At 65.0% G+C, this 20,076-nt stretch carries 9 protein-coding genes; 2 read left to right on the top strand and 7 right to left on the bottom strand.

The features are described from left to right. The first annotated feature begins 137 nt into the window (after positions 1–137). Positions 138–1,559 (top strand): amino acid permease, encoded by a 1,422-nt coding sequence (locus M2432_RS10340; RefSeq protein ID WP_280826700.1) that lies wholly within the window; start codon positions 138–140, stop codon positions 1,557–1,559. A gap of 15 nt (positions 1,560–1,574) precedes the next feature. On the opposite strand, the gene M2432_RS10335 is transcribed toward M2432_RS10340, so the two are convergent. Further along, the gene (locus tag M2432_RS10335) at positions 1,575–2,327 is read right to left on the bottom strand and encodes an O-methyltransferase (protein WP_280826699.1); all 753 of its coding nucleotides are present in this window, start codon (positions 2,325–2,327) and stop codon (positions 1,575–1,577) included. A 265-nt stretch (positions 2,328–2,592) separates the two neighbouring features. On the opposite strand from M2432_RS10335, the gene M2432_RS10330 reads away from it, so the two are divergent. Next, complete coding sequence (locus M2432_RS10330) at positions 2,593–3,297, top strand: isoprenylcysteine carboxylmethyltransferase family protein (RefSeq protein WP_280826698.1); 705 nt, start codon at positions 2,593–2,595, stop codon at positions 3,295–3,297. Here M2432_RS10330 and M2432_RS10325 read toward each other — a convergent pair. From M2432_RS10325 to M2432_RS10300, 6 genes are all read right to left on the bottom strand, one after another. Next, positions 3,278–4,294 carry an NAD(P)/FAD-dependent oxidoreductase gene (locus M2432_RS10325; protein WP_280826697.1) on the bottom strand — a complete coding sequence of 339 codons (1,017 nt, stop codon included), beginning with the start codon at positions 4,292–4,294 and terminating at the stop codon, positions 3,278–3,280. The two genes, M2432_RS10330 and M2432_RS10325, sit on opposite strands and share 20 nt — an antisense overlap. Beyond that, entirely contained in the window at positions 4,291–4,794 is a 504-nt protein-coding gene (locus tag M2432_RS10320; RefSeq protein WP_280826696.1) for an isoprenylcysteine carboxyl methyltransferase family protein, read from the bottom strand. The genes M2432_RS10325 and M2432_RS10320 overlap by 4 nt, the downstream gene beginning before the upstream one ends. 7 nt (positions 4,795–4,801) lie before the next feature. Further along, positions 4,802–5,863, bottom strand: a complete 1,062-nt coding sequence (locus M2432_RS10315) for a 3-oxoacyl-[acyl-carrier-protein] synthase III C-terminal domain-containing protein (protein WP_280826695.1) — start codon at positions 5,861–5,863, stop codon at positions 4,802–4,804. Between the two features lie 76 nt (positions 5,864–5,939). After that, the gene (locus tag M2432_RS10310) at positions 5,940–12,311 is read right to left on the bottom strand and encodes a type I polyketide synthase (RefSeq protein ID WP_280826694.1); all 6,372 of its coding nucleotides are present in this window, start codon (positions 12,309–12,311) and stop codon (positions 5,940–5,942) included. Positions 12,312–12,330: 19 nt separating this feature from the next. Continuing rightward, positions 12,331–18,750, bottom strand: coding sequence for a type I polyketide synthase (locus M2432_RS10305; protein ID WP_280826693.1), 6,420 nt, complete (start codon positions 18,748–18,750; stop codon positions 12,331–12,333). A gap of 102 nt (positions 18,751–18,852) precedes the next feature. Further along, entirely contained in the window at positions 18,853–19,914 is a 1,062-nt protein-coding gene (locus tag M2432_RS10300; RefSeq protein ID WP_280826692.1) for a type III polyketide synthase, read from the bottom strand. Positions 19,915–20,076 lie beyond the last annotated feature (162 nt).

The raw sequence follows: 20,076 nt of genomic DNA, 5'->3' as shown, positions 1-20,076 counted from the left end.
ATCCGCGATCTGTAAGGCACGTTCGTGCGCGGACGTCGGGCTCCCGAACCGAGCAACGCTCATTCGTCATATGAGTTCCGTGCAGCACTGGCAGCGCCACGACGTAGTGTCCACTCAAACGAGTGGAAGGCACACTGATGGCTCCAAGCGCCCTTCCCGACGGCGGACCACCAGCTGATACCGACGCCGAAGCCAGCAACACCGCCATGCATCGCGGCCTGAAGAACAGGCACCTGCAGATGATCTCGCTCGGGTCAGCGATCGGCACCGGCCTGTTTCTCGTATCTGGTACTTCGGTCCAAACTGCCGGACCGGTGGTTCTGGTCGGCTATGTGGTCGCGGGCACCGTCCTGTTCATGGTGATGCGCATGCTCGGCGAGATGGCGGTTGCCCATCCTGTCGCCGGGTCGTGGTCATCGTACGCGCGCGACTACCTCGGCAAACCGGCCGGATTCATCGCAGGCTGGAACTGGTGGTACATCTGCGTCGTCGTCTGCATGGTGGAGTTGACGGCGGCCGGCGACTTCATGGCCTTCTGGTTCCCGACCCTGCCGCACTGGGTCACCGCGGCTGTCTGTCTGGTGCTGCTCACCGCCGTAAACATGGTCCATGTCAAGGCATTTGGCGAGTTCGAATTCTACTTCACGCTGATCAAGCTGGCCGCCGTCATCGCCATGATCGTGCTCGGTATCGCCATCATCTGTGGCGCCGGCAACTACCACGTTCACGGTCTGGAAAACCTTTGGGTGCATGGAGGATTCACGCCGCTGGGGCTCGGCGCCTTCATGCTCTCGCTGGTGGCTATCACATTCTCATTCGGTGGCATCGAGTCGCTGGGCACCGCCGCCGGCGAGGTCGAGGACCCCACCCGCAACATCCCCAGGGCCATCAACCAGGTCCTCATTCGTATCCTGATCTTCTACGTAGGCGCCATCGGCGTCATGCTCATCATCTGGCCGTGGAACAAGGTCGGCACGGAGGGCAGCCCGTTTGTGCTGATGCTCGTAGGTCTCGGGATCGGCGCTGCTGCAACCCTTTTGAACGTCGTCGTGCTGATTGCCGCACTGTCGGTCTTCAACGTCATGACCTACAGCAACGCGCGCATCCTGTTCGACCTGGCCGCCAGCGGCCAGGCCCCAAAGATGCTGGCTCGCACCAACATGCGCGGCGTACCCGTCCGCGCGCTTCTGCTCAACTCCGGATTCGTCGCCGTCGGGGTATTTCTGAATGTCGTATTCCCGGCGCAGGTGCTCTCAATACTCATTTCCATCGTCGTGGGCAGTGAGTTGATCAACTGGAGCATCATCGCCCTTACCCACCTGCGGTTCCGGGCCCGGGAGGGAGTTGGCGCCTTCAAGACCCCGCTGTCTCCGTTCACCAACTATGTGTGCCTTGCGTACTTCGTCTTGATCTACGTCCTGATGACGCGAATCCCGTCCTTCCACTCGGGTGCGATCGCGCTGCCCCTGTGGCTCGGCGCGCTGCTGATCGCCGCGTTCCTGCTCCGGCGCCGGGCGACCGACCGGGCCATTCTCGCTGGGAGTCCGCCAGATATCTGAGCGATCGGCCGGCGCTCAGCCCAGGTACTCAGACTCGAGCAGAAGGTCCGGCACAAGCCTCTGGTATTCGACGTGTGTCCTGTGCTCCTTGGTATTCCACTGCTTACCCTGCTGCTCTCGCATGAAGGCTCGGTACTTCGGCGAGCCGGGAACCCCGACGTTATCGGCGACGACGATCGAGCCCGGATGCAGCCAGCGGCGCGCCATGATGCTGCGCAGATCCGGCAGGTACGCGTGTTTGTCGTGGTCGATGAACACAATGTCCAAGCCACCGGCGCCAAAGCCGTGCACGCCAGCCAGCACATCTAGAGTGCGGCCGCCGTCACCGACCGTCCCTACGACGCAGCTGACCCGGTCATCGACGCCGGCATGGGACCAGATGCGCCGAGCGATCTCAGCGTTGGCAGCCGACAGTTCCACCGACACCACCCTCACCGAGGGCGCCGCTCGAGCAATCCGTAGCGCGCCGTAGCCGCAGTAAGTGCCCAACTCCAGTGCGACCTGTGGGTTGGCCCGACGAACGGCGGCGTCGAGCAACTCGCCCTTTTCATCGCCGACGTTGACCAGAAACGACTTGCGATAGGCGAATTCGTCAATGGTCGCCACGACGTCGTCGACGTCTCCACGTCGGGCGTTGGTCACCACGTAGTCGGCGAGCGCGGCTTCCCGTCCGTCGCCCAACTGCCCAGTCTTGATGATCTTGCGATTTCCGATCGCCATCCGCCAAAGCGACCAGCGGAGGATCGGCACGCGTTGCCTGAGATCCATGCACCAAACCTACGTCGCCTACCGGTCGGGAACTCTCGAAAATCCGACGCGGCAGTGCGACACTTGCGGGCAGCGCCTTACGTCAACGTAAATAGTTGCCCGGAGTTGATGCGAGTTGAGGCTGGACAATCATGAGCCAGAACTTACGAGACCCGGCGGGGCCGATGCGACGTCCTCCCGGGTATCGCGAATTGTGGTCGCGCTGTGTTACGGCATCGTCTGCCATGTCTGTTTTGCGCTCGGCTTCGGGGCTATGGTCGTCGCGATGTTCTTCGGCATGAGCCGCTCGCTGGGCACGCTGCAACCTCCTTGGCAGTGGATTGCGAATGCCGCTTTGCTCGTACAGTTTCCCCTCGCGCATTCGCTCTTGCTCACCAAACGAGGTAGAGCCCTGCTGACTCGGCTGGCGCCAGGACGCACCGGAAACACGCTGTCGTCGACCACCTACGTCATCATCGGTTCAGTGCAGGTCTTCGCGCTCTTCGCACTGTGGTCCCCCAGCGGCGAACTCTGGTGGCGCGCACAGGGAACAGCGCTCTTTGCACTGACCACGCTCTACGCAGGGTCTTGGCTGTTGCTCGGAAAAGCCATGTCCGACGCCGGCCTCGGGTTGCAACTAGGAGCCCTCGGGTGGGTCGCTCTGTTGCGGAACCGGAATGCGATCTATCCAAAGATGCCCGAAACAGGACTCTTTCGACTTACCCGCCAGCCGATTTATGTCGCATTCACCTTGATCCTGTGGACTGTACCAACGTGGACGCCGGATCAACTCGGTGTCGCCCTCGTCTTGACCTCTTACTGTGTTGTCGCGCCGCTCTTCAAAGAAGCGCGCTACCGACAGATCTACGGGTCGGCATTTGAAACCTACGCACGATCAATTCCCTATTGGCTTCCCTGGCCTCGGAAACCGTCCTTGGGCGATTTCGACAAGGACGACGCAACAGATCGGGCTATTCGGCCAGCAGATTGACGGCACCACGGAACAGGGCGGGACACCGCGCAGCTACGGGCACAAGCCGCGTTCGCACCGATCGCGTCGCAGTCGCTTGCAGGGCGGCCGCCGTCAACAGCCGGTACCGCCGCGACATCCGGCGCCAGCGGCGGTCGTAATCCTCAGGCCGGCCCTCAGCCACGCAGTCCACCAGTAACCGCGACGCACCGAAGGCGATGCCCAGGCCCTCCCCGGTCAAGGCGTCGACATACCCAGCGGCATCGCCGACCAGCAGCACCCGTCCCGCGGTACGGTTGCGCACGCGCTGCCGCAATGGACCAGCCGCACGGTCGGGGCCGTGAGCATGACCATGCACCCGCTCGCGCAGGGCGGGAAACGCGCTGAAATGGTCGTCGAAACCCCCCTTCTGCGAGGTGAGAATCGCGATGCCGACGCAGTCGTCGGCGACCGGAGTGACATAAGCCTCCGTGTCGTCGGACCAATACACCTCGACGCAGTCGCTCCAGGGCGTCACAGAGTGATGGCGGCGGATTCCCCACCTCCGCGGGCCACGGGCAGGTCGTGCCAGTCCGAGCGCAGCGCGGATCGGCGAATGCAGCCCGTCGGCGGCTGCCAGGTACCGGGCCTGAAAACCGTTGCAATGCACCGACGTTTCGTCCTGGCTCACCGGCCCGACATCGCCGTGCTCGATCCGTACCCCAGCCGCTGTTGCCGCATCCAGCAGCCCGGCGTGCAAGGCCGTCCTGCGCACCCCGCGCCCGGCACCGGCGCGAAACCGTCCGGTGACCCGGTGCCGACCGTCGATGTATGTGATGCCGTGAAACGGCTTACCAGGTGGCTCCACCCCGAGGCTGCCCAACAGCGCGACCGCATGCGGCATCAGTCCCTCGCCGCAAGCCTTGTCAACCGGTCCCTGGCGCCGCTCGACCACCACGACCTCCAGCCCAGCGCGCGCCCCGAGGATCGCGGTGGCCAGCCCAGCCGGGCCGCCGCCCGCCACCAGCAGGTCGATCATCGCAGCTGCGCCAGCGCGGCGTTCTCGACGCCAATTCGGGTGCGCAGCAGGAAAGCATTGAGGACCGTGAACACTACAGCGGTCACCCATGCCGTATGCACCAGCGGCAGCGCTATCCCTTCTACGACCACCGCGACATAGTTCGGGTGCGAGAAGAAACGGTATGGGCCGCCGGTAACCCGCGCCGCACCGGGGATGACGACGACGCGGACGTTCCACTGATGTCCGAGCGTCGCAATGCACCACCAGCGCAGTCCTTGAGCGGCGAGCACGACCGCCAGCATCGGCCAGCCAAGCGCGGGCAGGAACGGCCGGTGGGCGGCCTCCAGCAGACAACCCACCAGCAGACTGGCGTGCAACACCACCATCGGGGGGTAGTGGCGCGCGCCGAACTCGACGCCGCCTCGTGCCCGACTCCACGACAGATTGCGTTGGGAAACAACCAGTTCCGCGAACCGCTCGATCGCCACCGCACCGATCAACAGCCCATACCAGTTCATCGACGACTCACCGCCAACGCAGTAGCACGAGTTCAGAACAGAAGCCGGGCCCCATTGCGATCATCAGCCCGTGGCTACCGCTGGGCGGCGGCTTGGCGATGGTGTCGCGCAAGATGTGCAGCACCGAGGCCGACGAGAGGTTCCCGACCTCGCCGAGCGAGCGCCACGTCAATTCGAGTGCTTCCGAAGGTAATTCGAGGCTCTTGGCTATCGCGTCGATGACCTTGGGTCCGGTGGGATGGGTAATCCACGCGCCGATGTCGTCCTTTCGCAGCCCGTGGTCGGTCAGGAAGCGCGTGACATCGTCGGCCAGGTGCCGCTCGACCACGCCGGTCAGCTCGGGAGACATCACCAGCTGCAGGCCCGCAGAGTCAACGCTCCAGCCCATGATGTCCAGCGATTCAGGGTAGAGCCGACTGCGCGACGCGACGATGTCCGGCCCGCCGGCTCGGAGCTGTCCAGCCCGACTATCCCCGACGGCCACCACCGCCGCCGCTCCGTCGCCGAACAGCGCCGTCTCGACCAGACCCGACACCGTTGGCCTGACCTCTGGGAACGCGAGCGAGCAGAGCTCAACCGAGACCAGGGCAGCGACGCCGTCGGGTGCACCGCACAGATAGTCGTGCAACCGTCCCACTCCGGCGGCCCCCGCCACGCAGCCGAGTCCGAACAGCGGTACCCGGCGCACATCGGGGCGCAGGCCGAGATGTCCGGCGATCCGGGCATCCAACGACGGGACCGCGACGCCGGTGACCGTGGTAGTGACGATCACGTCGATGTCGTCTGGTTGCAGTCTCGCCTCATCCAGTGCGCCCAGCAGTGCCTCAGTGCCGAGTTCCACTGCCTTGTCGATGAAAATCTCGTTTGCTTCGTCGAAGCCGGCCAGCGACGGGTATTTCTCCAGCGGCAGTACCAGGTGGCGACTGTTGACCTTCGCGCCGGCGTGCGTACGCCGAACGATCGCCTCGTGCTCCTTTAGACCGGGGAGCTCGACGAAAGCATCGGTGAGCTCGCGCTGGCTGTACCGATGGGGTGGCAACGCACCAAATACACCTGCAACGACGCTCATGCCCCTACCTCACTGGTGTCGACGGTGCCTCGAACAGGGCTTTCGCCATGTCCGAAGCCTATGTGGTTCAGTGCGGTCATACCGGAAAGTCCTCATCGAGAATGGCGAAAAGCTGGCTGTCGGTTGCGGTGGTGATGTCGTCGTCAAAGCTGAGAGCCGAGTCGGGGACCGCAGGTGCGGCGGTGATGCCGGTCAGGAGGGTCTGAAGACGGTCCGAGAAGTGGGCTCTGTCGTCGCGAGTCCAGTCGGGTTGATTGACCAGCATCTGCAGTTCGCGGGCGATGTCGTTGAAACGTGCCAACCGATCAGGCTCGCTGCTAGATGTGTCCGTCGCGATGGGTGCGGAGTCCAGCAGCTCGTCGATGTGTTCGGCCAGCGCGGTGGGAGTTGGGTGGTCGAAGATCGCGACAGGCGAAAGGGTAAGGCCGGTAACCGTTTTGAGTCGGTTGCGCAGCTCCACGGCGGTCAACGAGTCGAATCCGAGATCTTGGAACTCCGCGTCAGCACCAACATCGCCGCTGGAGCGCCCCAAAACGGTTGCGGCGTTGGTACATACCAGTTCCGCCAGGCGCTTATGCCGCTGGTCAGGCGTCAGCCCCCGCAGCTGTGCAACCAACCCCGACAACGACGCCGCGCTATCGGTATCGGTGGCCAGCCGCCTTCCCTGGCGAGTCACCAAGTCACCCAGCAATGGCGGAACGACGCCGCTTGTGCTCAGCCCTGCCAGGTCGAGGCGGGCGGCCACCAGAACTGGGCGATCGGCAAGAGACGCGTCGTCGAACAGCTGCATCGCTCGGGGCGTGGACAGCGGTGCGAGTCCAGCTCGGCTTATCCGGGCCTTGTCGCCACCGCCGAGCCCGCGCGTCATTGCGCTGGACTGTTCCCACAACCCCCAGGCGAGCGCCAACCCGGCCAGACCCTGGGCGCGGCGGTGGGCAGCCAACGCGTCGAGGAAGTTGTTGGCCGCAGCGTAATTGCCCTGTCCCGGCGCACCGACGATGCCGGCCATGGACGAAAACAGTACGAACGCAGACAAATCCAAGTGCTGGGTCAGCTCATGCAGATTCCAGGCCCCGTCGACCTTGGCCCGCAACACCGTATCCACCCGCTCCGGGGTCAATGACCCGATCAGTCCGTCATCGAGAACTCCGGCGGCATGAAACACGCCTTTGAGCGGATACTGCGCCGGTAGTTGGGCGATCAGCGCGGCGACCGCATCACGATCGGCCACATCACAAGCCACCACCGACACCTGGGCCCCGGCCTCTTCGAGACGACCCACCAAATCAGGAACGCCCTCGGCATCGGCACCGCGGCGGCTCACCAGCACCACATGCGCCACACCATATTTGGCCACCAGATGGGCGGCGATTGCAGAACCGGCCATACCGGTGCCGCCGGTGACGATCACGCTGCCGCCGGCCAGCCCACCACCGGCCCCAGCCAGCACCGTGCTACCGGGCCCTTCTGGCAGGGTCAGTACGACCTTGCCGATCTGCCGCGCCTGACTGACAAAGCGGTACGCCGCCGGGGCAGCGCGCACGTCAAAAGCTTTGACCGGCAACGGCTCCAAGACGCCGTCGGCAAACAACCCCATCAAGTCGGCCAGCATGGCAGCGAGATGCTCCGGGCCGGCCTCCATCAGATCGAACGCCCGATACCTCACCCCCTGATGTTCGGCCGCGACCGCGTCGGGGTCGCGCAGGTCGGTCTTACCCATCTCGATAAAACGGCCGCCGTTGACCAACAACCGCAACGAAGCGTCGAGGAACTCACCGGCCAACGAGTTGAGTACCACATCAACCCCGGCCCCGCCGGTCGCCGCCAGAAACTTCTCCTCGAATTCCAGTGTCCTCGAATCGGCGATATGGGCATCGTCAAAGCCCATGGCCCGCAACGTGTCCCACTTGCCTCGGCTGGCGGTGGCGAAAACCTCAGCACCCCAATGCCGGCACAGCTGCACTGCGGCCATGCCCACCCCACCGGTCGCGGCATGCACCAGGACCTTCTCGCCAGCCTTGAGATTGGCCAGCACCGACAAGCCGTACATCGCGGTCAAGAACACCACCGGCACGCTGGCGGCCTGCGCGTACGACCACCCCGCAGGCACCTTGGTCACCAACCGCGCATCCACCACTGCCTCGGAGCCCACGACCCCTAACAGCCCCAGCACCGAGTCGCCAACGGCCAGACCTTCGACCCCGGGACCGACCTCGACGACCACCCCGGCGCCCTCAGCTCCCAGTTCGGCCGCGCCGGGATACATCCCCAACGCCACCAACACATCCCGGAAATTCACGCCCACTGCGGCAGTCGCCACCCGCACTTGCCCGGCAGCGAGTTCTATCGGCGCAGCCGGGGTCACCACAATGTCGTCTAACGTGCCCCCGCCTCCGGCGGACATCCTCCATCCGCCTGCCGGCAGGCCCAATACCGCCCCCGCCTTCGCCAATCGGGCCGCATGAACCACACCTGAGCGCACCACCAATTGCGGCTCACCAGAACTGATTACCGTGGCCACATCGATCGACCCGTCCGAATCAACCAACACCACCCGACCCGGATGCTCCGCTTGCGCAGACCGCACCAGCCCCCACACCGCTGCGCCCGCCAAATCCGTGACGTCCTCACCTGGCAACCCGACCGCCCCGCAAGTCAACACCACCAGGACACGCGACTCATTTCCGGGCAACCTGGATTGCAGTTCCGCCAATGCCTCATGCGTGGCCGCATACACCGAGCCCAGCACACCGTCGGCTCCGCCCGGCTTCCACACCTCGATGTTGTCGCCAACATCATTGTGCTCCAGTGTGATTGGCGACCACGAGACCTGGAAAAGTTCTCCGCCACCACCCGCAGCCGCGACGAGTGCGGCCGACAGAGCCTGCGCCGAGACCGGACGAACCGCCAACTCTCGCACCGACAAGACCGGCAAGCCCGCGGCATCCGCCAGGTCTACCGACACCGCCGCAGGGCCGGCCGGCGCTATGCGGACCCGGACGTGAGACGCGCCCGCGGCATGCAGGCACACCCCCCGCCACGAAAACGGCAGCATGGTCCCTTCCCCACCATCGGCGACTCCCCACGCATGCAAAGCCGCATCCAGTACGGCGGGGTGAATGCCAAACCCTGCTACCGCCGCGTCCTCCCCGACGGTCACCTCGGCGAAGACCTCGCTCCCCCGTCGCCACAACGTGCGCAGACCCCGAAATGCCTTCCCATACGCATACCCCCGGCGCGCCAATACCTCGTACGCGTCGCCGGTATCCACCGCAGACGCACCAGCCGGCGGCCACACGGACAAATCCGCCGCCGGCTTCACCAGCGCTGGACTCAACGCACCCTGGGCATGCAACACCCACACCGAATCCGGCTCTGTACCACGGGAATACACCCAGACGCTCCGCGAACCCGACTCGCCCGCGGCATCCACCACGACTTGTACCTGCACCCCACCGGCCGCGGGTAGCACCAACGGAGCCAGCAACATCAGCTCTTCGACCACCGAGCAGCCGACCTCGTCGCCGGCCCGCAACACCAACTCCACGAATCCCGCGCCGGGAAACAGCAGCAACCCATTGACGACGTGATCGGCCAACCAGGGCGACTGGCCCACGGACAATGAGCCCGTCAGCACCACCCCGCCCGAATCCGGCCGCTCCACCACCGCACCCAGCAGCGGATGATCGGCCCGCACCAATCCGACACCTTGCACGTCCGCCGCTCCCGCCGACCGGGAATCCAGCCAAAAGTGCTGCCGGGCAAACCCGTACGTCGGCAAGTCGACGCGGCGTCCACGCCCCAGCGCGGCGGGCCAGTCAACGTCTACGCCGTTGATGAACAACTGGCCCAGCCCGCCAAGCAACGACTCGACTTCCGGGCGATCCTTGGCCAGCGTCACCGCCGACACCGCCGGCTCAGCAGTCAGCGATTGCGCCACCGCCGCTGTGAGACCACCACTGGGCCCCACCTCGACAAAGACGCCCGCTCCCGACGACTCGGCGGCGCGCACCCCGGCTGCGAACCGGACCGGCTGCCGTACGTGTTCGACCCAATACCCGGGCGTCCCATACCCTGCACCGGCCAGCTGGCCAGTCAGGTTGGACACCAACGCAATCCGCGGTGGAGCCGCCGAGACACCGGCTACCAGTCGGGAGAACTCGTCAAGCATGGGTTCCATCAGCTCCGAGTGAAATGCGTGTGACACCGACAATCGATGCACCCGTCGTGCCCGCTGCGCGAACCGGTCCGCCAGCGCGGTCACCGGCGCGTCGGCACCCGAAATCACCACTGCGTCGGGACCGTTGACCGCCGCGATACTCACGCCGGTGGTAAGCAAGGGCGCCACTTCGTCTTCGGTGGCCGCGACAGCTACCATCGCCCCGCCAGGCGGTAATGCCGCCATCAATCGCCCGCGCGCTGCAACCACTGTGGCCGCATCCTCCAGCGTCAGCACTCCCGCCACGTAGGCTGCTGCGATCTCGCCTACTGAATGACCCGTCACGACATCCGGCAGCACCCGCCAGTGTTGCAACAGCGCCGCCAGGGCGACCTCCACGGCGAACAACGCCGGTTGCGCGAACTCGGTACTTTCCAGCAGTATTTCGTCGCTACCCCACATTACCTGCCGCAGTGGCAGCCGCAGATGCGGATCCAATGCAGCCACTGCCTCGTCAAATGCCTTGGCGAACAATGGAAAACGCTCATAGAGCTGTCGGCCCATTCCCAGTCGCTGAGAGCCTTGGCCAGGAAATACAAACACCGTCTTACCTACTGGTCGGGTGCGTCCCACCACCGCACCCGGCTCACGAGCGGCCAATCCGGCCAGTTGCGCCGTCAGCTCCTTACGACCGGTGCCCACCAGCGCGGCTCGATGCTCAAAGACTGACCGGGTGGTCACCAACGACCAACCCACGTCCAGCGGACTCGGATCGTCCTGAGTAGCCAGGTACGTGAGCAACCGCTCGGCCTGATTGGTCAGTGCCTGCTCCGAGCGAGCGGACAACACCCAGGCGGTCGCGGACTCTTCCACCACGTCATCGCGTTCAGGCACAACATCTTCCGGCGCGGTCGGCGGAGCTTGCTCCAAAATCACGTGTGCGTTGGTCCCGCTGATCCCGAACGACGACACACCTGCCCGACGCGGGCCATCCCCTTCCGGCCACGCCCGCGCCTCCGTCAACAACGACACCGCCCCCGCAGACCAATCCACATGCGGCGTAGGCGCATCCACGTTCAAAGTCGGTGGCATTACGCCGTGTTGTATGGCCTGGATCATTTTGATCACCCCGGCCACTCCCGCGGCAGCCGATGTGTGACCGAAGTTGGATTTGACGGACCCCAACCACAACGGCTTGTCCGCTGGCCTATCCTGACCGTACGTCGCTAAAAGCGCTTGCGCCTCAATCGGATCCCCGAGCGCGGTGCCAGTCCCGTGCCCTTCGACGACATCGATATCAGCTCCGGTCAGTCCCGCGCCCGCCAGCGCCGCCCGGATGACCCGCTGCTGGGACGGCCCATTTGGCGCGGTCAGTCCGTTGGAAGCGCCATCTTGATTCACCGCGGAGCCTCGCACCACCGCTAACACCTGGTGCCCATGGCGCCGCGCGTCCCCCAAGCGCTGCATCACCACGATTCCACCGCCCTCCGACCAGGCGGTGCCGTCGGCGCCGGCGGCATACGCCTTGCACCGACCGTCTGCAGCCAGCGCCCGCTGGCGGCTGAACTCCACAAATCCAGCGGGGCTGGCCATTACCATCACGCCGCCGACCAGCGCCAGGTCGCATTCCCCCGACCGCAAGGACTGCGCTGCCAGATGCAACGCCACCAACGACGACGAACATGCCGTATCCACCGAGACCGCCGGGCCTTCCAAGCCCAGCACGTACGACACCCGGCCTGAGGCCGCACTTGGGGTCACGCCGGTGAACCCATAGCTCTCCAGTTCGCCTTTCACTTCGCCGCCGTATCTCGAATGCATCACGCCGGCAAACACTCCTGTCTGCGACCCTCGCAAGCGCAGCGGGTCAATTCCCGCTCGCTCCAAGGCTTCCCACGACAGCTCCAACATGAGCCGCTGCTGTGGATCCATCGCCAGTGCCTCGCTGGGCCCGATGCCGAAGAATCCGGCGTCGAAATCGCCTGCGTTGGTCAGGAACGAACCCTGGCGGACGTACATCTTCCCGGGGGCGTCGGGGTCCGGGTCGTACAAGCCGGCCACGTCCCAGCCCCGATCGCCGGGAAAATCGGCCACCGCGTCGCGACCTTCAATCACCATGTCCCACAGGCTCTCCGGGGAGTCCACCCCGCCCGGAAACCGACATGCCATGCCGACCACCGCGACCGGCTCGGACAGTTTGCCTTCCAGCTCCGACACACGCCGACGAGTGCGTCTCAGATCGGCGGTGAGACGCTTGAGGTACTCGACGTGCTTGTCGGTGCTCGACAATTTTGCTCCTTGAGAGGTCCTACGAACCCAATTCTTCATCGAGGATGGCGAAGAGTTCGCTTTCGGTGGCGGTGTGGATGTCCTCGTCGTCGGGGTGCTGGGAGTCGTGGGGATCGAGGTTGGCGCTGAGGGTGGTCAGCAGGGCCTGAATCCGGGCGACCAGGTGCGGCTTGTCGTCGGCCTTCCAGTCGGGTTGGCTCAGCAGTGTTTGCAGTTCACGGGTGATGTCGTTGAATCGGGGCATCAGACTCGGCCGCTCTGGGTCGGTGGCAGTATCGGCGCCGGTAGCCCCCAACCGACTGTCGAGGTGTTCGGCCAGCACTACGGGAGTCGGGAAATCGAAGATCAACGTGGGCGAAAGAGTAAGTCCGGTAGCGGTTTTGAGCCGGTTACGCAGTTCTACCGCGGTCAGGGAGTCGAAGCCTAGATCCTTGAAGACGCTGCGGGCGTTGATGTCTCCGGCGTTCGGAAGGCCGAGAACGACGGCGGCATTGCGACGGATGATGTCGATGAGCTCGCTGTGCCGCTCCTCGGTGGACAGGCCTTGCAGCCGTGTGACGAGGCTGGTCTTCGAAGCCTCCGCACTGCCGGTTTCGTCGATGACGCGGCGGGCGCGGCGGGTAACCAATTGGCTCAGCAGAACAGGCACGGCGGTATCGCGATCGGCCAGCGCAGCGGAATCGAGGCGGGCAGCCACCAGCACCGGCCTGTCGCTGAGCATCGCGGTGTCGAACAACCGCAGAGCCTGTTCGACGGAAAAAGGCGCCAGTCCAAGGCGACTCATCCGGGCCTTGTCGGTATCGGCAAGGTGTTGGGTCATTGCGCTGGCTTGCTCCCACAGCCCCCACGCCACCGCCAACCCGGGCAAACCGAGGGCGCGCCGATGGGTGGCCAACCCGTCGAGAAAACAGTTGGCGGCTGCATAGTTTCCCTGACCCGGGGTTCCCAACGTGCCGGCCATGGAGGAAAACAGTACGAACGCAGACAAATCCAGGTGCTGGGTCAGCTCATGCAGGTTCCAGGCGCCATCGACTTTGGCCCGCAACACCGTATCCACCCGCTCCGGGGTCAACGATCCGATCAGTCCGTCATCGAGCACTCCGGCGGCATGAAACACACCCTTGAGCGGATACTGCGTCGGCACCTGCGCGATCAGCTCGCGGACTGCATCACGATCGGCCACATCACAGGCCACCACCGACACCTGGGCCCCGGCCTCTTCGAGACGACCCACCAAATCAGGAACGCCCTCGGCATCGCCGCCGCGGCGGCTCACCAACACCACATGCGCCACACCATATTTGGCCACCAGATGGGTCGCGATGGCAGAACCAGCCATACCGGTGCCCCCGGTGACGATCACACTGCCACCAGCCAGTCCACCGCCGGACCCTGCGAGTACGGCACCCCCGGGTCCTTCGGGGAGGGTCAGTACAACTTTGCCGAGCTGCCGGGCCTGACTGACGAACCGGTATGCCGCCGAAGCGGCACGTACGTCAAAAGTCTTGACCGGCAACGGCTCCAATACGCCAGCCGCAAAGAGCGGCATCAACTCAGCGAACATAGCTGCGACGCCGACCGGCCCCGCATCGGCGATCAGATCGAATACGCAGTACTGCACTGCCGGATGTTCGGCTGCCATGACCTCTGGGTCACGCAGGTCGGTCTTACCCATCTCGACGAATCGTCCGCCGTTGACCAACAACCGCAACGAAGCATCCAGGAACTCACCGGCCAACGAGTTGAGCACCACATCAACCCCGGCCCCGCCGGTCGCCGCCAGAAACTTCTCCTCAAACTCGAGTGTCCTCGAATCGGCGATATGGGCATCGTCAAAGCCCATGGCCCGTAACGTGTCCCACTTACCACGACTGGCGGTGGCGAAAACCTCAGCACCCCAATGCCGACACAGCTGCACTGCGGCCATGCCCACCCCACCGGTGGCAGCATGCACCAGGACCTTCTCGCCAGCCTTGAGATTCGCCAGGAATGACAGCCCGTACCACGCGGTCAGAAACACCACCGGCACGCTGGCGGCCTGCGCATACGACCAGCCCGCGGGAACCTTGGTCAGGTACCGCGCATCCACCACCGCCTCAGAACCGACCATTCCGACCGAGCCCAGCACGGCATCGCCCACCGCCAGCCCCTCGACCCCGGGACCGACCTCGACAACCATGCCGGCGCCATCGACGCCCAGTTCGGCGGCGCCGGGGTACATCCCCAACGCCACCAACACATCCCGGAAATTCACGGCCACCGCCGCCACCGCCAGGCGTACCTGCCCGGCCGCTAGTTCTACGTGGTCGCGGGGTCGCACGACCAGGTCCTCGAGCGTGCCCCCACCGCCCGCGCAGATCTGCCATGCCCCGGAAGCCGGCAGTTCGAGCGCAGAGCCGCCCGGCAGCAGCCGCGCGGCGTGGGCGACGCCGGAACGCACCACCAATTGCGGCTCACCACAACCGATTACCTGAGAAACCTCCAACGACCCATCGGAGTCAATCAGGATCAGCCGCCCCGGATTTTCTGCCTGCGCGGACCGCACCAACCCCCACACCGCCGACCCCGCCAAATCCGTGACATCCTCACCGGGCAGCCCGACTGCCCCGCGAGTCAGCACCACCAGAACACCGGAATCGTCACCGGCCAAATACGACTGCAACGCCCCCAACGCCTCGTGGGTGGCCGAGTACACCGAACCCAGCACAACGTCGGCGCCGGGGCTTGGCTCCCAGACCAGCACGCTATCGTCGGCAATAGCGTTGGGGAGCAACGCTATCGGCGACCACACGACGTCCAACAGCCCACCGGAAGCACGTGGAGTAGCCGCCGACAGTTGCGCTGCCGAGACCGGACGAACCACCAGCTCCCGCACCGACAAAATCGGCAGGCCCATGCCATCGGCCAGGTCTACCGACACCGCCCCGACCCCTACCGGGGCAATCCGGACTCGCGCCCGCAACGCACCTGCCGCATGCAGGCACACGCCCTGCCACGAGAAGGGCAGCAGTGTCTCGGCCCCTTCGCCGGCCAGCCCCATCGCATGCAACGCCGCGTCAACCAGCACCGGGTGAATCCCGAAACCGCTGATGTTTACTCCGGCGACCTCGGGGACGGCAACTTCGGCGAAAACCTCGTCGCCGAGGCGCCACATCGACTGCAGCCCTCGAAATGCCGGACCGTATTCGTAGCCCCGGCCCGCCAGCCGCTCATAAGCATTGGTGACGTCCACCGCCGTCGCCCCCAACGGCGGCCACACCGACAGGTCAGCGGCCGGCGCGGCAGACGCCGTGCTCAACGAACCCTCGGCATGCAGCAACCATTCCGAATCAGCTTCAGCTCCAAGCGAATACACTGAAACCGCCCGGCAACCGGAATCATCGGCAGCACCTACCACGACCTGGATCTGCACCCCGTCGGCCGCCGGTAGCAGCAGTGGCGACGACAATGTCAGCTCGTCCACCACCGAACAACCGACCTCGTCACCGGCCCGCAACACCAACTCGACAAACCCAGCACCCGGGAACAGCACCACCCCGCTCACCGCGTGATCGGTCAGCCAGGGCTGAGCCACCGTCGACAGCCGGCCGGTCAGCACCACGCCACCCGAATCCGGTCGCGCTACAACAGCACTGAGCAAGGCGTGCTCGGCACCCACCAAACCGATACTGCCCAGATCGCCGTCACCCGCGCCCAGTTGCGACAACCAGAACCGCTGGTGCTGAAATGCATACGTCGGCAACTCGACCTGACGCCCGCCCTCTAACGCTGCCTGCCAATCCACCGGCACGCCCGCGACATGGGCGCGGCCCACGGACAGCCAGAACCTGTCCAGCCCACCGTCATCGCGACCCAGCGATGGAATCACCACAGCCGGAGCAGTATTCAGATCAGACAGGGTGTCGCAAGTCTCTTCGATGCCGGCGATCAACACCGGATGAGGACTTGACTCGATGAACACCCTGTGCCCAGCGTCGTATGCGCTGCGTACAGCACGTTCGAACTGCACCGTCTGCCGGATGCTCTGGTACCAGTAGTCGGCGTTCAAGCCGGAGGTGTCCATCAGCTCACCGCTGACCGTGGAGAAGAAAGCCACCGATGATGACCGGGGCTCGATGCCCGCCAGGGCCTCAGAAAGGGAGTCGTGTATCGCATCGACCTGCGCCGAGTGCGAGGCATAGTCGACATCGATCCTGCGGGCCCGCACATCGGTGGCCTCACAACGCTGGACCAATTCGTCTACGGCGGCCACCTCACCGGAGACCACCACCGCTGATACACCGTTGACTGCAGCGATACTCAGCCGATCCGCGTACTCGGCCACCAATTCCTGCGCACGCGGCAGGCCACACGCCAGCGAAACCATGCCCCCACCGCCGGACAACTGCACCAACAGCTGGCTACGCTGGGCCACCACCCGCGCGGCGTCCTCCAGTGACAGCCCGCCCGCCACATAGGCCGCAGCTATCTCACCCTGCGAATGACCGATTACCGCATCGGGGACCACCCCCAGTGATCGCCATAATTCGGCCAGCGACACCATGACCGCCCACAGGACCGGTTGCACCACGTCCACCCGATCGAGCCCCGGGCTACCCAATACGCCTCGAATGACGTCGATCAAGGACCATTCCACATACTCACTGAGCGCCTTGTCGCACCGCTGCATGTGATCAGCGAATACCGTTGATGCGTCGAGCAATTGCGCACCCATGCCGACCCACTGGGAACCCTGGCCGGGGAACACGAAGACCGTCTTGCCTGCCGCCTCGGCGCGGCCCACGACGACATTCGCGCCCGGCTCACCCGCGGCCAGCCCAGCCAGGCCGGCCATCAGCTGTTCGCGGTCGTTACCGACGACCACCGCACGCTGGTCGAACAGCGATCGCGTGGACACCAGCGACCACCCCACATCGGCCACGGCGAGGTCCGGATGGGCCTCCAGGTGCGTCAACAGCCGCTGCGCCTGTCCGGCCAAGGCATCTGCGGATCGCGCAGACAACACCCATGGGACTGCCGACGTCGCGCTATCACCAGATGCATCAACACTTTCCGGCGCCGGAGCCTCTTCCAGAATCACGTGGGCATTGGTTCCGCCGATGCCGAATCCGGACACCCCGGCCCGCCGCGGCCGGTCCCCTGACGGCCACGGCCGCGGCTCGGTCAATAACGACACCGCGCCAGTCGACCAGTCGACCTCCGATGTCGGCGCATCCACATGCAAGGTCTTGGGCATCACCTCGTGGCGCATTGCCTGCACAACCTTGATCACCCCGGCTATCCCCGCCGCTGCCGAGGCATGACCGAAGTTCGATTTCACCGACCCCAACCAGACCGGACGATCCGCCGGCCGGTCCTGTCCGTAGGTAGCCAGAATCGCTTGGGCCTCAATGGGATCACCCAACGTGGTTCCCGTGCCGTGGCCCTCCACCAGATCCACGTCCGCAGCGGTAAGTCGCGAATTCGCCAGTGCCGCTTGGATCAAGCGCTCTTGGGCCGGCCCATGTGGAGTGGCCAACCCGTCTGAGGCGCCGTCCTGATTGAGCGCCGAGCCTCGCACCACCGCCAACACAGGATGCCCCGACCGCTGCGCATCGGACAGCCGCTCCAGCACCAGCGCCCCCACGCCCTCGGAAAAGCTGGTTCCGTCTGATGCGCCGTACACCTTGCACCGGCCGTCGGCGGCCAGCCCACGCTGCCGACTGAACTCGACAAACATTGCCGGAGTGGCCATCACCGTCACTCCGCAGACCAGCGCCCGATCACATTCCCGCGACCGCAGCGACTGGGCCGCCAAATGCAACGCCACCAATGACGACGAGCACGCTGTATCCACCGACACCGCCGGGCCTTCCAACCCGAGCGTGTACGACACCCGCCCCGATGCCACGCTCAACGTCGAACCGCGCAGTCCGTACTTCTCCAGGTCCGCGGGCACCCGGCCCTGCCCCCCGTACGTTCCATGGAAGATGCCGGCGAACACACCCGTGGCCGAACCGTGCAGCGTCAACGGATCAATCCCGGCCCGCTCGAACGCCTCCCACCCAACTTCCAGCAGCAGGCGCTGCTGCGGGTCCATCGTCAGTGCCTCACTGGGTGCGATGCCGAAGAAGGCCGCGTCGAAATCGGCGACGTCCGGCAAGAACCCGCCGTGCCGGGTGTAAGACTTGCCAATCGCGTCCGGGTCGGGATCGAACAGGCCGGCCAGATCCCAGCCGCGGTCTGATGGAAAATCGCACACCACATCGCGACCGTCGGCAACCATCTGCCACAGGGCTTCCGGCGAATCCACCCCGCCCGGATACCGGCACGCCATTCCCACCACCGCCAGCGGCTCGGTGGTCAATGCGAGATACTCGCGGTTCTCCTGTTGCAGCCGTTGGTTTTCCGCCTGTGACTTGCTCAGGGCCTTGCCGAGCTCATCGTGTATGCCACTCATACGACCGGGCCTTTCGTACTACTCACGCGAGCCGGCGAACCTGCACTTCTCATCCGGTCCAAGCGAGATCTACGGAACGTCGGGACAGTCCACACGCTGGCATCAGTGCCAACGCAGCAAGACGAGTTCGGAGCAGAAGCCAGGCCCCATCGCGAGCATCAGACCCGGGCTTCCACTGGGCGGCTTTTTGGCGATGGTGTCACGCAGGATGTGCAGCACCGAGGCCGACGACAGGTTGCCGATCTCGCCCAATGAGCGGCGGGTCAGCTCAAGTGCCTCCGGCGGCAGGTTCAGGCTCGCGTTGATCGCGTCGATGACCTTGGGCCCACCGGGGTGACTCACCCAGGCGCCGATGTCGGCGGTGGTCAACCCATGTGCGCCCAAAAAGCCGGTGACATCATCTTCGATGTATTGCTCGACCAGGGTCGCCACCTCTTTCGACAGCACCAACTCGAACCCGGTAGCGCCGATGTCGTAACCCATGGTGCGCAATGAGTCTGGGTAAAGGTGGCTGCGCGAATCGATGATGTCCGGGCCCGCGGCACCGATCATTTCCGCGCGCCGCTCGCCGACGGCCACCACCGCGGCCGCCCCGTCAGCAAAGAGAGCGCTGCCGACCAGCCCGGCGGGAGTCGGCTTGTATGCCGGATAGGTCAATGAGCAGAGCTCGACGGCGAGCAGCGCGCCGACGGTGTCCGGAGCGCCGCGCAGATAGTCGTTCAAGCGGCCTGTCCCCGCCGCTCCGGCCACACAGCCCAGGCCGAACAGCGGCACGCGCCGCACATCGTCACGCAAGCCGAGCCGACCGGCGATCCGGGCATCCACCGACGGGATTGCCAGGCCAGTCACCGTGGTGGTGATCAGCAGATCGAGGTCTCGGGGCCGCAAACCCGCCTCGTCGAGCGCACCTGCCAGCGCCTCACAGCCAAGCTCCACCGCTTTGTCGATGTAGAGGCGGTTCGCTGCGCCGAAGTCAGTCAGGCTCGGGTACTCGTCCAGTGGCAAAGTGAAGTGGCGACTGTTGACCTTGGCGCTGGCGTGCAGCTGACGAACTATCTCTTCGTAACCCTCGAATTCGGGAATGCTGATGAAAAAGTCGGTGAGTTCGCGCTGGGAATAGCGATATGGGGGCAGCGCACCAAACACACCTGCGATGACGCTCACTTGGTGACACCCCTTCCCCTTAGCGGCGGCGGGTCACCGTAGGCGGCGTTGCGCCACGGCGACGTCCGCCATTGGCCGATCCTTCCTGATTGGCGATGAATCTGCAATGACGTCAATATGCCGGCGATCCTCAGGTTTATTTGTGTATAAGGCCATGATGGA

It is taken from the genome of Mycobacterium sp. OTB74 (genome assembly GCF_029892685.1).
GTDB lineage: Bacteria > Actinomycetota > Actinomycetes > Mycobacteriales > Mycobacteriaceae > Mycobacterium.
Note: the sequence above shows the minus strand (reverse complement) of the source record. Positions and strands in the feature narration are given on the sequence as shown.